The sequence below is a fragment of the uncultured Brachyspira sp. genome (assembly GCF_944390595.1).
Classification (GTDB): domain Bacteria; phylum Spirochaetota; class Brachyspiria; order Brachyspirales; family Brachyspiraceae; genus Brachyspira.
Genome location: NZ_CALXRN010000177.1, coordinates 1 through 15,067 on the forward strand (window position 1 = coordinate 1; position 15,067 = coordinate 15,067).

Consider the following 15,067-nt stretch of genomic DNA (forward strand, 5'->3'; position numbering starts at 1 on the left):
ATGAACATATGCTTATGAATAGACAAATGATTATGAGGTAGCGAGATAAATTTCCCGTACTTCTATAGAATTTCATAGCGCACTCTCCTTAATATTTATAGCTAAGCAATTATATCCAATAACTTAGTACCATTATATTATAATAGACAAAAATTGTCAACTATAAAATATAAAATTCTCATACTATTATATCGTTATAATAGATATTTAATTTTAGTAAAATATTTAATAAATTTGATTAAAAATGAAATTATGTTATTATACAAGAAATAATATTATAGAAGAAATATAATGAGACTTAATAAATATATAGCATCGATAAATATTGCAAGCAGAAGAGAAGCTGATAAACTTATACAAAATGGGCATATAAAAATAAATGGAATAGTAATAACTAATCCGGCAACACAGGTTTCAGAGAATGATAATATAGAATGCGATACAAAACAGCATGAAGAAAATAAAATATATATAAAACTAAACAAACCAAGAGGATACGTTGTTTCTAAAAATAAAGAAGAAGGAAAACCTATTTATAATTTAATAAAAAATGACTTTAATAATATATACCCTGTTGGAAGATTGGATAAAGATAGTAATGGTCTTATACTTTTTACAAATGACGGAGTATTCAGCAGAAAAATTATTGGAGAAAATACAAACTGCGAAAAAGAATATTATGTTAAAGTCAATGATGATGTACCGGATGGAGCATTAAAAAAACTAGAATATGGAATATCTTTAGACGGACAAAAATTAAAGCCGGCAAAAGTAAAAAGAATAAATAAAAACTCATTCTACATAATACTAACAGAAGGCAAAAATAGACAGATTAGAAGAATGTGCCAAAAAATAGGTTTTGAAGTTATAGTACTCAAGAGATTAAGAATAGCAGATATTTTATTAAATGATTTAAAAGAAGGAGATTTTCAATATTTAACAAAAGATGAAATATATTCGATACTAAAAAAATAATTTATTAAATATAACTAATTTATTTATTGTTTTAGTTGATAAATTAATGTAAAAGTTAAATACAATGCTATACATAGCAGCAATTTAATTAAACGTATAATACAAACATCAGATTATATAAAAAACATCACCGCATAATATATTATTATAGTATATTTATTGTATTTGACACATCTAATATTTTTGCTATAATTCTATATATAAAGAATATTATTTTAGGGTTATTTTATATGAAAAGTAATAAAATATTATTATTTAAATTAATAGTTCCATTTGCAGTTTTTTTATTGATTGCTTATATCATAATATATTTTACTTATAAAAATATATATATGAACGATTTTAAAAATAGTGCCTTAATTGAGATGGATAATACAGAATTAGTTTTATCAATAGAAATGGAAAAAATATATGATGTAATATATACACTTAGGGGATATTTCCAATCAAATGAAAATATATTTGGAAGCATTAGAAAAACATTAGAAAATATTTTAGAATCAAATAAGAACATATACGATATACTTTATGGAAATGAAGTACCTTATAATGCAGGCGGACTTTTTGTCAATGGAATACAGCCTTATCCTGATACTTATGATCAAACATCAAGAGTATGGTATAAAGGAGCAATATCAAAAGAAGGTATATTTATTACCGAACCATATATTGATGCTAATACTGGAAATATATGCATAACTTTATCTTTAGCTGTTTATACAAATAATTCATTAAAAGGAGTTATAGGTATAGACTTTTTAGAAATGAATAATGTACTTGAAAAAGTTATTACAGCTAATAAAGTAAACCTAGTAACATCATCAGGTTTATATATGTCGCATGAAAATAAAGATCATATATTCAATGATAAATATAATGTATATGAAGAACCGTTATTTAAAGATGCAAAATCATTAGAAAATCCTAATAAAGCTGTTCTTCAAATATTCGGGAATGAATGGTATACTATAAAAAATTTAAGAGATACGCCATATAAAATTATAATACGAGGGACGATGGATGAAACAAATAATAAAATAAGAAAGATGATGATTGCTTATTTAGTCATTATCATTATATTAATTATAATACAAACATCTTTAGCATTTTTAGTTGTAATACCTATATCGCAAATGCTGGATAAAGCAATAAAAAGTATAGAAGAAATGTCAAAGGGTAATTTCATAATAGAAAATTCTAAATCTGATAAAATTAAAAATAATAAATCAGGACATTTAATTTCTCATGTTAATGATATGAAAAACATAGTTGGAAATGTTGTATTGAGTTTAAAATCTAATCTATCTACAATAAATAATGAAATAGAAAATATTTCATCAAGTGCTGAATATTTATCTGACAGAAGCAATACTCAGGCTGCAGCTATAGAAGAGCTTACAGGTTCTATACAATCGTTATCTAGTTCTATGAAAGAAATAACTTCTAATTCATTAAAAGCAAAAGATATGAGTACAAAAATAATAGAAACTACATCTATAGGTGTAGAATCTGTTAATAATATTTCAAATCACATGAGCAAAATATCCGAATCAAGCAAAAAAATATCTGATATTACTAAATTAATACAATCTATAGCTTTCCAAACTAACATATTAGCTTTAAATGCTGCTGTTGAAGCTGCTCGTGCAGGAGAACAGGGAAGAGGTTTTGCTATAGTAGCAAGTGAGGTAAGATCTTTAGCACAAACTGTAAATGAAGCTGCAACAAATATAACTAACATAGTAGATGAGACAGTAAAAAGAGTAGAAATTGGAAATGAATCTGCTGATAAATCTTCTGAAATATTAGAAACTATTAATAATTTGGTTAATGATATGGAAAAAGAATTATCAAATATATCTCAATCTACAGCACAGGAAGAATACGGATTAATGCAAATAAATGCCGCTATAAAAGAATTAAATACAATAACTCAGGAAAATTCAGGATTGGCTAATCAAAACTCTGTTTCAAGTTCTGAAATATCCAATATGAGTCAGAATATCGTAAAAGAAATAGAATATTTTAAAGTTGAATAATTAAATAAAATTAAGTTTTTTAATTAATATAATTTTAACAATATATTATTAGTGAAATAAAGCACATAATACATATAAAACATAGATTTAATAACACAGTTTGACATATTAAATACTTTTTACTATACTGTTAATATAGAATTAGGTTTTATTGGATCTATTATGAAGAATAAAAAAATCTTATTGTTAAAATTAATTGTACCTTTTGCAGTATTTTTATTAATTTCATACATTTGTATATATTTCGCATATAAAAAAATATATACAAAAGAATTTATAACAAATACATTAATAGAAATGGATAATACTGAATTAGTTGTAGAAATAGAAATGGAAAAAATATATACTCTTATGTATACATTAAGAGGGTATTTCCAATCTAATGAAGCAATATTTGCTGATATAAGAAGAACTTTAGAAAGTGTATTAAAATCAAATAAAAACATATATGATATACTTTATGGAAATGAAATTCCATATAATACAGGAGGACTTTTTGTAAATGCAATTAATCCATATCCTGATACTTATGATCAAACATCAAGACCATGGTATAAAGGAGCAATATCAAAAGATGGAATATTTATAACTGAGCCTTATGTTGATGCTAATTCCGGAGCTATAGCTATAACTTTATCATTAGCGGTATATACTAATAATGCATTAAAAGGTGTTATTGGAATAGACTTTTTAGAAATGAATACAATATTAGAAAAAGTTGTAACTGACAAAGAAGTTAATTTAATTACATCAGATGGCTTATATATGTCCCATCAAAATAAAGATTATATATTTAATGATAAATATAATATATATCAAGAACCTTTATTTAAAGATGCAAAATCATTAGAAAATCCTAATAAAGCAGTAATGAAAATAGTAAAAAATGAATGGTATTCTATAAAAAATTTAAAAGGAACTCCATATAAATTAGTGATAAGAGGATCAATGGATCCTATTCATAACAGAATAATAAGAATGCTTATTATAACATTGGTAATGATGGTAATATTATTAATTATACAAACGTCTTTAGCAATATTTGTTGTAGTACCTATATCACAAATACTTGATAAAGCTATGAACAGCATAGATCAGATGTCAAAAGGAAATTTCATAATAGAAAATTCTACTGATAACAAAAATTATAAATCTAGTTCTCTAGTAGCTTATGTCAATAATATGAAAACTGCAATTAGAGATGTAGTATTAAAATTGAACTCACATCTATCTGCAATAAACACTGAAATAGAAAATATATCTTCAAGCAGTGAATATCTGTCAGACAGAAGTAATACTCAGGCTGCCGCTATAGAGGAATTAACAGGTTCAATGCAGTCGCTATCAAGTTCTATAAAGCAAATATCATCGAATTCATTAAAAGCCAAAGATATGAGTACAAAAATAATAGAAACTACATCTGTAGGAGTTGAAGCTGTAAATGAAATATCTATGCACATGCATGATATATCTGAATCTAGTAAAAAAATATCTGATATTACTAAATTAATACAATCTATAGCTTTTCAAACTAATATATTGGCTTTAAATGCTGCTGTTGAAGCTGCCCGTGCTGGAGAACAGGGAAGAGGTTTTGCTATAGTGGCAAGTGAAGTAAGATCTTTAGCACAAACTGTAAATGAAGCCGCTTCGAATATAACTAGTATTGTAGATGAAACTGTTAAAAAAATTGTAATCGGAAATGAATCTGCTGATAAATCTTCTGAAATTTTATCAAACATTAATAATTTAGTTAAAGATATGGAAAAAGATCTATATGATATATCACAGTCTATAATGCAGGAAGAAGATGGAATAATACAAATGAATGCTGCTATAAGAGAATTAAATAATATAACTCAGGAAAATTCCAGCTTAGCATCTCAAAATTCTACATCAAGTGCTGAAATATCAAGCATGAGTAAAGAAATAGTTAATGAAATAGAATATTTTAAATTAAAGTAAAAATATTATAATCAGTTCTCATTAATTCTGATTATTAAAAAATAGTAGTCATGACAGAGGTTTATTATGTTTGAAATATCAATTATAATTGTATCTATAATAATTATTCTAATATTTATAATATTTCTAATTTCAAATAAAAAAAAACATAAACACGAAACTTATTCTAATAATAACTCTAATAATGAATATACCACAAATGAAATAACAGAACAAAGATTAAAATATATGAATAGCGGCAGTATCAAGACTAAAAGGGTTATGAATATAGAAGAAACAAAAATTTTTTATTCTATGGTAAAAGTATTAAATAATTATAATGTAAATCCCCAGGTATCTTTTAGAGCATTTCTAAAAGGAGAAGAAGATACAGATTCTTGGAAAACTTTCAGAGACTTTTATTGTGATTTCTTAATAACCTATAAAAGAGGAAGTAAAATGAATGAACCTATTGCCGTTATAGAATATCATGGAGGAGGACATTTTGGAGATACAGAACAACAAAGAGAAAAAGTAAAAAATAATGATATGATAAGGGAAAAACTTTTTAATAAAATAGGTTTAAAATATTTTGTTATTAAAGATGAAGATATAAAAATGAAAGCTGGACTTATAGATGAAGAAAAATTAATTTCTTTTTTGAATGATATTAATATTGTTTTATCAAAATAATTAAGGAGAAATATATTATGGCACTTATTTCAATAGCTATAATGATATTTATAATTTTTTTATTATTTTCTATTTTTAAAATACCAAATAATAATTATAGAAATTACAGAAGACCTTTTAAAAGATATTATAGAAAAAATAAATATTATAAAAAAATAAAAAAAGACATAACAGAAGAAAGACTGGCAAATATGGATTCTGGCAACATATCAATTAAAAAAATTATGAACATTGAAGAAACTAAAATATTTTTCTCTATTTTAAAAATCTTTAAAGATTATAACGTTTACAAACAAGTTTCATTTAAAGCATTTTTAGATGCTGAAGAAGATACAGATGTATGGAAAACATTTAGAGACTTTTATTGTGATTTTTTAATTACATACAAAAATGGTGATAAAATTAATCAGCCTATAGCTGTTATAGAGTATAATGGTGCTGGACATTTTGGAAATACTGAAGAAATGAAAGAAAAAATAAAAAATAATGATATGGTTAAAGAAAAATTAATTAATAAAGCTGGAATGCAATATTTTGTTATAGAAGAAAATGTAATTAAAGAAAATTCAAAATTTATAGACGATAAAAAATTAGAGGATTATCTGCATAATATAGAAAATTCTTTAAAAAAAGAATAATATTTTATAAAGAGAAAAATATCTTTCCATTTTCAACATTTGCACTTGCTACCAATATTTTAACCTTATTTCCAAGCTCATAAGCTTTTATTTTATCTATATATACACTTTGCATATCTTGATAGAATTTATAATTTGAACCAACGTATGTAGATTCTATAAACCCTTCTATCTCCAAACCTTCAATCTCAACATAAATACCATTTCTTGTTATAGAGCTTATGACTCCATAATACTCATCTCCAAGTCTGTCTTTCATATATCTTGCGGCTTTTATCTGCATCATATAACGTTCTGCCTTTTTAGATGTTTTATCAAGCAATGAACAATTTTCACAAGAATTTACACAAATATTTTTTAATTTTTCATCTATAGTATTATTATTTTCTATTAAAGTATTTTTAACTATTCTATGAACAAGCAAATCAGCATATCTTCTTATAGGAGAAGTAAAATATGTATAATAATCAAAACCTAATCCAAAATGACTTTTATTTATTGTACTATATGAAGAAGGTGTCATTGAACGAAGCAATACAGGTATCAATAAATTTTCATCCTGTTTTCCTTTAATTTCATCTATAAAAGTTTTTATATCATAACTCTTATCTTCAAGCTGCTTCAAATCATATCCCTTATTATGTGCTAATATTTTGAAATTATTAAATCTGTATTCATCAGGAGATCCGTGATAACGGTATATAACACCATCATAATTTGAAAGTTTTTTTGCTATTTCACTATTTGTAAGAACCATAAGCTCTTCTACTATTTTAGAAGATTCTTTTTTTTCTTCAGCATGAAACTCTATAGGTATTCCTTCATCGTTTAAGACTATTTTTACATCTTGGTCTTCAAATTCTAATCCCCTGCCCTCTTTTCTCTTTTTGTATAATATATTTTTTACATTTAAAGCATTATCTATTAATTCTAATAACCAGCTTTCATCCTCTGTCTCTTTTTTTATTATTTTTTCAACATAATCATAAGATAATTTTCTATCAGATTTTATAATACTCTTATATACAGAAGAATCTGATATTTCTCCATTTCTATTTATATTTACAATAAAAGTTAAAGCAAATCTGTCAACATTTTCATTTAAAGATATTATATTATTAGATAATATTTCAGGAAACATATTATATACAGTATCTATTAGATAAGTAGAATTTCCTCTATTTCTAGCCTCTAAATCAAGCGGAGAATCAAGCTCTATAAAATGGCTTACATCAGATATATGTATATAAACTTTATAATTATCATCATTCAATTTTTCTATGCTAAAAGCATCGTCTAAATCCTTTGAACTTTCGCTGTCTATTGTTATAGTTTTAATATTTCTTAAATCAACTCTGTTATCTTCTATATTATTAAAATCTGCATTATTATTTATTTCTTCAGCCAATTTCAAAAGTTCTTCATTAAAATCTAATTTTATATTATATGCCTTAGCTATGATTTGAGAATCCAATTTTGCATTATTAACATCAATATTAACTTTTACTGATTTTACAGTTTTAGGTACTTCTTCTTTACCTTCTATCTTATTAATGTACTGTCTTCCTTCTTTAGTAACTTTTAGTAAATTGCCGTCTGTTTTTTGTATATATCCGTCGCTTATAGCTTTTCTTATTAAATTAGTAAGTGATGTCTTTTCTATAGCTGTTTTTGAATTGAATTTTATAAATATATTATAATCCATCTGATTTTTCATTAATTTTCTTATTAATTCTTCTACTGTTTTCATATTAATTGCTTCCATAATATTATTAGTTTTTATTTATTCAACAAATATATATAAACATTTTAATTTTGTCAATTTTTGTTTATAAAATAGAAAATAATTTGTTCATACATATATTTGACTTTTTTTGTAAATAAAATATAATTTAATACATGAATTGTAAATTTACAAGCAAGCAAGCAAGCAAGCAAGCAAGCAAGCAAGCAAGCAAGCAAGCAAGCAAGCAAGCAAGCAAGCAAGCAGGCAGGCAGGCAGGCAGGCAGGCAGGCAGGCAGGCAGGCAGGCAGGCAGGCAGGCAGGCAGGCAGGCAGGCATTCTATAATTAATTATAAATATAGGAAATCAAATCCTAACATATCTAATAATGATATGTTAGGATTTTTTATTTTAAATTTCAGGATAAAATTATGGTACATAGAAAAACATTGAATTTTTTTATATTGATTTTATTTATTTGCTTATTAAATGTCAATGAATTGCATCCATATATAAATAAAGGTTCTGGAAGCGATTTTTTTCAATTATTTTTAGCATTTTTTGTTGCTATAGGAAATTTCTTTAAAAACATATTCTCAAAAAACAAAAAATCTGGTGATAAATATGAATAAGCATAAATCTTCATACAGAGATCCTAGCGGATTTATTTTTACAAAAGATAATATTATTTTTAGAGCAATAAATAATATATATAAAGAAAATTACATTTATTTTATGGAATCTGGTCTTTATAAAGAATTATGTTCTAAAAACTATATAATACCCCATGAAGAAACTGAAGAATTAAATAATATAATATCAGATGAAAATATATTCAAAATAATAAAACCTAAAAAAATACCATTTATAACTTATCCTTACGAATGGTGTTTTTCTCAATTAAAATATGCAGCTATACTAACATTAAAAATACAAAAAATTGCTCTAAAATATAATATGATACTAAAAGATGCCAGTGCTTATAATATACAATTCCTTGATGGCAAACCTATTTTCATAGATACTTTATCATTTGAAATGTATAATGGTGATAGTACTTGGATAGCATTCAACCAATTTACAAAACATTTTATAGTACCATTAATATTAATGTCATATAAAGATATTAGGTTAAATCAATTATTAATTTCAAATATAGATGGTATTCCTGTAGATCTAGCAAATAATATATTGCCAATTTCATCTAAATTAAATCCATTTGTATTTATGAATATAAAAATGCAAACTAAATTTCAAAAAAAATATGAAAATAAAGATCAAAATGTTGTTGAAAATAAAGATATTAATAATAATAAGGATAAATTAATTAATTTAAATATATATTTACAAGATAATTTAAATAAACTTAAATTGAAATTAAAAAATACAGAATGGGGAGAATATTATAGTGCTACAAATTATGATGATATATCGTTTCAGCATAAAAAAACTATTGTAGAGGATTTTATAAATATATCTAATCCAACTAGTTTATGGGACTTTGGTGCAAATAATGGGCTTTTTACAAGAATAGCAAGTAATAAAAACATAAATTCTTTGGCATTTGATATAGATCCTTTAGCATGTGAATTTAATTATAATCAAATAAAGGAGAATAATGAAAAAAATATATTACCTGTTCTTTTTGATCTAACAAATCCTAGTCCATCTATAGGTTTGGCAAACGAGGAAAGGGATTCCATATCTTATAGAGATAAGCCTGATATTATAATGGCATTAGCTTTAATACATCATCTAGCCATATCTAATAATTTAAATTTTGACAAAATAGCAAATTATTTTTCTTCATTATCTAAAAAATTGATAATAGAATTTGTACCAAAAGAAGATTCGCAGGTTCAAAAATTATTATTAACTAGAAAAGATATATACGAAGAATATAATATTGAACATTTTGAAACTTCATTCTCAAAGTATTACAAAATAATAAACAAAAAAAATATTAATAATTCTAAAAGAACTATATATCTTATGGAGAAATTATGACATTAATATATATATTATATCCATTTCTATTTTCTATAATCCCAATATTGTATTTATATAAAGAGAATATTTTAGAAGTTAGTACTAAAATTTTATATATTACTATATTGATAATGACTATATTTTATATAATATTATATTATTTATTAATAAAATTATTTCCTATATATTTTTCAAGTATTATTATGTTTAATTTATTTATATATATATATATATAACATAAAAAAAATAATATGGAAATCTATTATAGAACCTATAAAAAAAATAGGAAAAGTATCTTTTTTTCATTGGTTATATTATTCACTAATATTAGTATTTACATATTTTTCACTTTTTTATAAATTTAACTATAATATAATATCAATATTTTCAAAAATAATGTTTGGAATATTCACTTTTACTAATATAGTAATTATATTTAATATAGTTTCAAATATAAAAAAATTAAATTCTAGTAAAGAAGAATTAAATAATAATGATATTAAATTAGAAAATAATAATATAAACAAAAAAAATACCTATCCTAATATATATTATATTATACCAGACTCCTATCCAGGGCAAAAAACTCTAAAAAAATATTGCAATTTAGAAAATTATGATTTTTTAAATTATTTAAAAGATCACAATTTTAATATATATAACGATGCATTATCAAATTACAGATCTACAATGATATCTATACCATCAACTTTAAATATGGATTATTTAAGTAATACATGTAACAGGCTAAATGATATAAATTATAATCCTCATATAAAAAAAATTTGGGATAATAATCAATTATTTCAATATTTGTCAAAAAGAGGATATAAAATTATAGAATTATTATCCCAATGGGGAAGAGATCAAGAATTTAATACCCCATCTACTAAGATATCAATGGGTAAAAATAGCTATTCATTTTTTGAAGTATTATTAGAGGATGGAATTTTCTCTCCAATAATAAAATATTTAAATGCATTACAACTAATCAAAGAAACAGAAAATATAGAAAAATTCTTTGTTAACATGAAAATAAAAGATGAACCTACTTTTATATTTGCTCATTTTTTATTACCGCACCCAAGATTTCTTTTTAAGAAAAATCTAAAACCTAAAATTAGTAAACTATTAATTAAAACAAAAGTGGAAAATGAAAAAATTGAAGATTTAGTAAATCAAATAGAATATGTAAATAAACTACTAAAAAATATCATTGATAATATTTTAATAAAAGATAAAGACTCAATTATAATTTTACAATCAGATCATGGAATTCATATGTATAATTTCAGTTTCGTAAAAAAAATACATAGTCTAAATTTTGATGAAACTCAATATAATATTTTAAAAGCAATATATTATAAAGGAGAAAAAATAGATATAAATACAAGAACATCAGTAAATACGTTCAGGGAATTAATTAATTTAATATTTAATGACAAATTGGAAATGCTTGATGAAAAAATATATGTTAATTATCCTTATGAAAAAGTTGGAGTAATAAATCCTATATTTGAAGAAAAGAATATTGAAGAATTAATGTAATTTTTTAAAGCAGAAATATTAACAATTTTATTATATCAAATTAACTTATATAAAATGTATATAAGTTATAAGTATCCCTTAATTATTAAAAAATAAAATTAAGATTATTTTGTTCTATATGCTGCGACATAATAAAAAAGTTAATATTTTTATAGTAAAAATATAATATATCTCTGATGAATTAAAATGGTTACAATATTATTTGCAAAGTATATAAAAACATTATTTTTAGCACCATAAATACTTCTATATTTTTTATTATATTATTACATAAGTAAGTATATATTTCAGTTTATTTGCAACAATTTAAGTTATAAATAATATTAAATAAAAACTGATCAATACATGTTTCTTAAAATCATTCATATATAAAATAATATGGTTATTTTTTTATTTTTGTATTATAATATTTATAAAATTTTATTATAAAAGAAATCATCATTATGAACAATTTAATAAATGAGAACAGTATAGTATACAAATTGACAAAAATATATGAACAATACGGATACAAAAAAATCAAATTAAGCAAATTTGAAGATTATAATTTATATAATAATTATAAAGATTTCCTTCAAACAGAACATATATTAACATTTATGAATTTAAATGGAAATTTACAGTCTTTAAGACCGGATGTTACTCTGTCAATAGTAAAAAAAATACTAAAAGATAATGATAAATACACAAATAAAGTATACTATATAGAGGATATATATAAAATAGATGAAGTTTCTAATGAATATGAGGAAATACAGCAAATCGGTGCAGAAATAATAGGAACTTTAACTAAATATTCAAACTTAGAAATAATAAGCATGGCAATAGACAGCTTAAAATCCATAAATGATGATTATATACTAGAAATATCAAGTATAGACTTTATGTTCGCTCTTATAGATGAATTAAATCTAGAAGAGGATAAAAAAATGGAAATACTAAATTTGATATATAGTAAAAATAAACATGATTTGGAAAAGGCATTATCGCATAATAATATCAGCAGCAAATACAAAGATTATATAATATCATTGATAGATTTCTCAGGAAGTTATAAAGAAGTTTTAAAAAAAATAGAAAAATTAATAATAAATGAAAAAATGCAAAGTGCTTATGATGAATTAAATGCTCTGTCATCGGTATTTGAACTATATAATAATTTTGAAAATATTTTTATAGATTTTTCTATAGAGAGCAAATTGGGATATTATAACGGCATTATATTTAAAGGATACATAAAGGGAAATAATGATGCTGTTCTATCAGGAGGAAGATACGATAAACTGCTTGCTAAATTTAATGCCCATGAAGTAAATGAAAAAAATAAAAAAAATGCTATAGGTTTTGCTGTTTATATAGATAAACTGTATACGCAAAGTATTAATAAAGATGAATATGACTTTGATATGCTCATTTTGTATAACAGCGGAGAAGAAAGATTATTATTGACCAAGGTACACGAGTTCATAAAGAGCGGTAAAAAAGTAAGAACCGATATATATACAGATAACTATAATACAAATTATAATTACAAAGAAGTATATATATTTGATAATAATACTTTAATCAAAAAAACTTAATCCTTTTTTGTATCTAATAATATTACTTTAGTTACAAAAGGATGTACTTTTACTATAGTACCGTCATTAAGTTTTGATTCTAATAAAGTTTTTTTAGTAGTTTCCATGTTTAAATTGTTAGACATATAGTCACCCCCTATTAACTTAGTATATAAATCATATTTGAATTGTCAAGAAAATTTATACAATTAATAATATTTTTTTACATATTATCAGAATAATATAACTCTTAAAAAAGAAAAGATTTCATTTTTTATAAAAAATTAAGAATAATAAACAGCATAATAATAACAAAAATTATTAACATTACTATTTGAAAAAATCTTTTATTATATTATAATGTTTTTTAAAATTTAAAACTATTTAAAGAATATAAATTATGATTAATATAGCATTACCTAAAGGAAGATTAGTAAAAAAAGTTTATAGTCTATTTGAAAGTATGGGCTATGAAAATAAAGAATTACTTGAAGATAATAGGAAATTAGTATTTGAAAATAAAGATAAAAATGTAAGGTATCTAATAGTAAAGCCGTCTGATGTAGGAATATATGTTGAAAAAGGGGTTGCTGATATAGGTATTGTAGGAAAGGATATACTTCTTGAAAATAATCATGATATTTATGAACTTCTTGATTTAAAATTCGGTAAATGCAGAGTTTGTATGGCTTCTATTAATGGATACAAAGAAGATATTGAAAGAAGATTAAGAGTTGCTACAAAGTATGTTAATATATCAAAAAATTATTTTAACTCTATAAACAGAGATGTTGAAATAATAAAATTAAACGGATCTATTGAATTAGCTCCGATACTTAATCTTTCTGATGTGATTGTTGATATAGTAGAAACAGGAAGCACATTAAAAGAAAATAACCTTACTGTTATAAAAGAAATTATTGATTATATAAGTGCAAGATTAATAGTTAATAAAGTAAGCTATAAGTTTAAAAATGATTTAATAAAAACTATAGTTAAGAATATAGAAGAAGTTTTATAAAGGAAGTTTTATGATAAAAGTAATTAGTTATAAAGAATGCAAATCATTAGATGATATATTATTAAGAAGTCAATTCAGCCATGATGATGTTAATGAAAAAGTAAAGGCTATATTAGAAGATGTAAAACAAAATGGAGATAATGCATTAAAAAAATATTCTAAGATGTTTGATAATGCTGAAATAGATAATTTAGAAGTAACAGAAAAAGAAATTGAAGAAGCATATAGCAGAGTTGATGAGAAGTTTAAAGAAACATTAAATCTAGCCTATAACAATATAGAAAAATTCCATAAAAAACAATTAAGAAATAGTTATATAACAAATGAAGAAGATGGCATAGTAATGGGACAGATTATAAACCCAATAGAAAAAGTAGGAGTTTATATTCCTGGAGGTACAGCAGTTTATCCTTCAACAGTGCTTATGAATGTAATACCTGCAAAAGTGGCTGGAGTAAATGAAATAATATTAGTATCTCCTCCAAATAAAGAAGGAAAAATAAATGATAATATATTAGCAGCAGCAAAAATAGCAGGAGTAAACAGAGTATTTAAAACAGGCGGTGCTCAGGCAATAGCAGCTTTAAGTTACGGCACAGAGTCTATTCCAAAAGTATATAAAATAGTAGGACCTGGTAATATATACGTGGCTATGGCTAAAAGATTAGTATTTGGAGAAGTTTCTATTGATATGGTAGCAGGTCCTAGCGAAGTGTTAATAATAGCAGATGAAACAGCAAATTATGTACATATAGCTTCTGATATGCTTGCACAGGCTGAACATGATAAATTGGCTTCAAGTATATTAGTAACAACATCTAAAGAAATAGCAGAAAAAACAAAAGAAGAATTATACAAACAATTAGAAAAATTAAGCCGTAAAGATATAGCAATGGAATCTATAGAAAATAACGGCAGAATAATAATAACTGAAACTA

The 15,067-nt window shown here is 23.5% G+C and carries 13 protein-coding genes; 11 read left to right on the plus strand and 2 right to left on the minus strand.

Annotated features, from left to right (window positions below):
* The first annotated feature begins 291 nt into the window (after window positions 1-291).
* The 5 genes from Q0J90_RS10190 to Q0J90_RS10210 all read left to right on the plus strand — a co-directional run bounded on the left by Q0J90_RS10190 (window position 292) and on the right by Q0J90_RS10210 (window position 6,289).
* The gene (locus Q0J90_RS10190; RefSeq protein ID WP_297277796.1) at window positions 292-975 is read left to right on the plus strand and encodes a pseudouridine synthase; all 684 of its coding nucleotides are present in this window, start codon (window positions 292-294) and stop codon (window positions 973-975) included.
* Between the two features lie 230 nt (window positions 976-1,205).
* Window positions 1,206-3,014 (plus strand): methyl-accepting chemotaxis protein, encoded by a 1,809-nt coding sequence (locus Q0J90_RS10195; RefSeq protein WP_297277797.1) that lies wholly within the window; start codon window positions 1,206-1,208, stop codon window positions 3,012-3,014.
* 162 nt (window positions 3,015-3,176) lie between these two features.
* On the plus strand, window positions 3,177-4,979 hold the full coding sequence (locus Q0J90_RS10200; RefSeq protein ID WP_297277798.1) for a methyl-accepting chemotaxis protein: 1,803 nt from the start codon (window positions 3,177-3,179) through the stop codon (window positions 4,977-4,979).
* Window positions 4,980-5,045: 66 nt separating this feature from the next.
* Complete coding sequence (locus tag Q0J90_RS10205; RefSeq protein WP_297277799.1) at window positions 5,046-5,651, plus strand: DUF2726 domain-containing protein; 606 nt, start codon at window positions 5,046-5,048, stop codon at window positions 5,649-5,651.
* A gap of 17 nt (window positions 5,652-5,668) precedes the next feature.
* The gene (locus tag Q0J90_RS10210) at window positions 5,669-6,289 is read left to right on the plus strand and encodes a DUF2726 domain-containing protein (protein WP_297277800.1); all 621 of its coding nucleotides are present in this window, start codon (window positions 5,669-5,671) and stop codon (window positions 6,287-6,289) included.
* 4 nt (window positions 6,290-6,293) lie between these two features.
* Here the strand turns inward: Q0J90_RS10210 and Q0J90_RS10215 are convergent, their stop codons facing one another.
* A complete protein-coding gene (locus Q0J90_RS10215; RefSeq protein ID WP_297277801.1) occupies window positions 6,294-8,039 on the minus strand; it encodes an RNB domain-containing ribonuclease in 1,746 nt (581 codons plus the stop codon).
* 404 nt (window positions 8,040-8,443) lie between these two features.
* Here Q0J90_RS10215 and Q0J90_RS10220 point away from each other — a divergent pair, with 404 nt between their 5' ends.
* From Q0J90_RS10220 to Q0J90_RS10235, 4 genes are all read left to right on the plus strand, one after another.
* A complete protein-coding gene (locus Q0J90_RS10220) occupies window positions 8,444-8,644 on the plus strand; it encodes a hypothetical protein (protein ID WP_297277802.1) in 201 nt (66 codons plus the stop codon).
* A complete protein-coding gene (locus Q0J90_RS10225) occupies window positions 8,637-10,019 on the plus strand; it encodes a hypothetical protein (protein ID WP_297277803.1) in 1,383 nt (460 codons plus the stop codon). The genes Q0J90_RS10220 and Q0J90_RS10225 overlap by 8 nt, the downstream gene beginning before the upstream one ends.
* 378 nt (window positions 10,020-10,397) lie before the next feature.
* Window positions 10,398-11,549: a sulfatase-like hydrolase/transferase gene (locus tag Q0J90_RS10230; protein ID WP_297277804.1), complete on the plus strand. Its 1,152-nt coding sequence runs from the start codon at window positions 10,398-10,400 to the stop codon at window positions 11,547-11,549.
* 443 nt (window positions 11,550-11,992) lie between these two features.
* Window positions 11,993-13,129 (plus strand): ATP phosphoribosyltransferase regulatory subunit, encoded by a 1,137-nt coding sequence (locus Q0J90_RS10235; protein ID WP_297277805.1) that lies wholly within the window; start codon window positions 11,993-11,995, stop codon window positions 13,127-13,129.
* Here Q0J90_RS10235 and Q0J90_RS10240 read toward each other — a convergent pair.
* Complete coding sequence (locus Q0J90_RS10240) at window positions 13,126-13,254, minus strand: hypothetical protein (RefSeq protein WP_281171819.1); 129 nt, start codon at window positions 13,252-13,254, stop codon at window positions 13,126-13,128. The two genes, Q0J90_RS10235 and Q0J90_RS10240, sit on opposite strands and share 4 nt — an antisense overlap.
* Before the next feature lie 254 nt (window positions 13,255-13,508).
* On the opposite strand from Q0J90_RS10240, the gene hisG reads away from it, so the two are divergent.
* Window positions 13,509-14,129 (plus strand): ATP phosphoribosyltransferase, encoded by a 621-nt coding sequence (hisG, locus tag Q0J90_RS10245; RefSeq protein ID WP_297277806.1) that lies wholly within the window; start codon window positions 13,509-13,511, stop codon window positions 14,127-14,129.
* Between the two features lie 10 nt (window positions 14,130-14,139).
* A partial coding sequence (gene hisD, locus Q0J90_RS10250; RefSeq protein ID WP_297277807.1) for a histidinol dehydrogenase occupies window positions 14,140-15,067 on the plus strand: 928 nt, incomplete at its 3' end.

Excerpts from the sequence above, each read along its gene's own strand:
- Q0J90_RS10230 (WP_297277804.1), top strand. The coding sequence starts at position 10,398 with ATGTTTGGAATATTCACTTTTACTAATATAGTAATTATATTTAATATA.
- hisG (WP_297277806.1), top strand. The coding sequence starts at position 13,509 with ATGATTAATATAGCATTACCTAAAGGAAGATTAGTAAAAAAAGTTTAT.
- Q0J90_RS10235 (WP_297277805.1), top strand. The coding sequence starts at position 11,993 with ATGAACAATTTAATAAATGAGAACAGTATAGTATACAAATTGACAAAA.
- Q0J90_RS10240 (WP_281171819.1), bottom strand. The coding sequence starts at position 13,254 with ATGTCTAACAATTTAAACATGGAAACTACTAAAAAAACTTTATTAGAA.
- Q0J90_RS10205 (WP_297277799.1), top strand. The coding sequence starts at position 5,046 with ATGTTTGAAATATCAATTATAATTGTATCTATAATAATTATTCTAATA.
- Q0J90_RS10195 (WP_297277797.1), top strand. The coding sequence starts at position 1,206 with ATGAAAAGTAATAAAATATTATTATTTAAATTAATAGTTCCATTTGCA.
- Q0J90_RS10190 (WP_297277796.1), top strand. The coding sequence starts at position 292 with ATGAGACTTAATAAATATATAGCATCGATAAATATTGCAAGCAGAAGA.
- Q0J90_RS10225 (WP_297277803.1), top strand. The coding sequence starts at position 8,637 with ATGAATAAGCATAAATCTTCATACAGAGATCCTAGCGGATTTATTTTT.
- Q0J90_RS10210 (WP_297277800.1), top strand. The coding sequence starts at position 5,669 with ATGGCACTTATTTCAATAGCTATAATGATATTTATAATTTTTTTATTA.
- Q0J90_RS10215 (WP_297277801.1), bottom strand. The coding sequence starts at position 8,039 with ATGAAAACAGTAGAAGAATTAATAAGAAAATTAATGAAAAATCAGATG.
- Q0J90_RS10220 (WP_297277802.1), top strand. The coding sequence starts at position 8,444 with ATGGTACATAGAAAAACATTGAATTTTTTTATATTGATTTTATTTATT.
- Q0J90_RS10200 (WP_297277798.1), top strand. The coding sequence starts at position 3,177 with ATGAAGAATAAAAAAATCTTATTGTTAAAATTAATTGTACCTTTTGCA.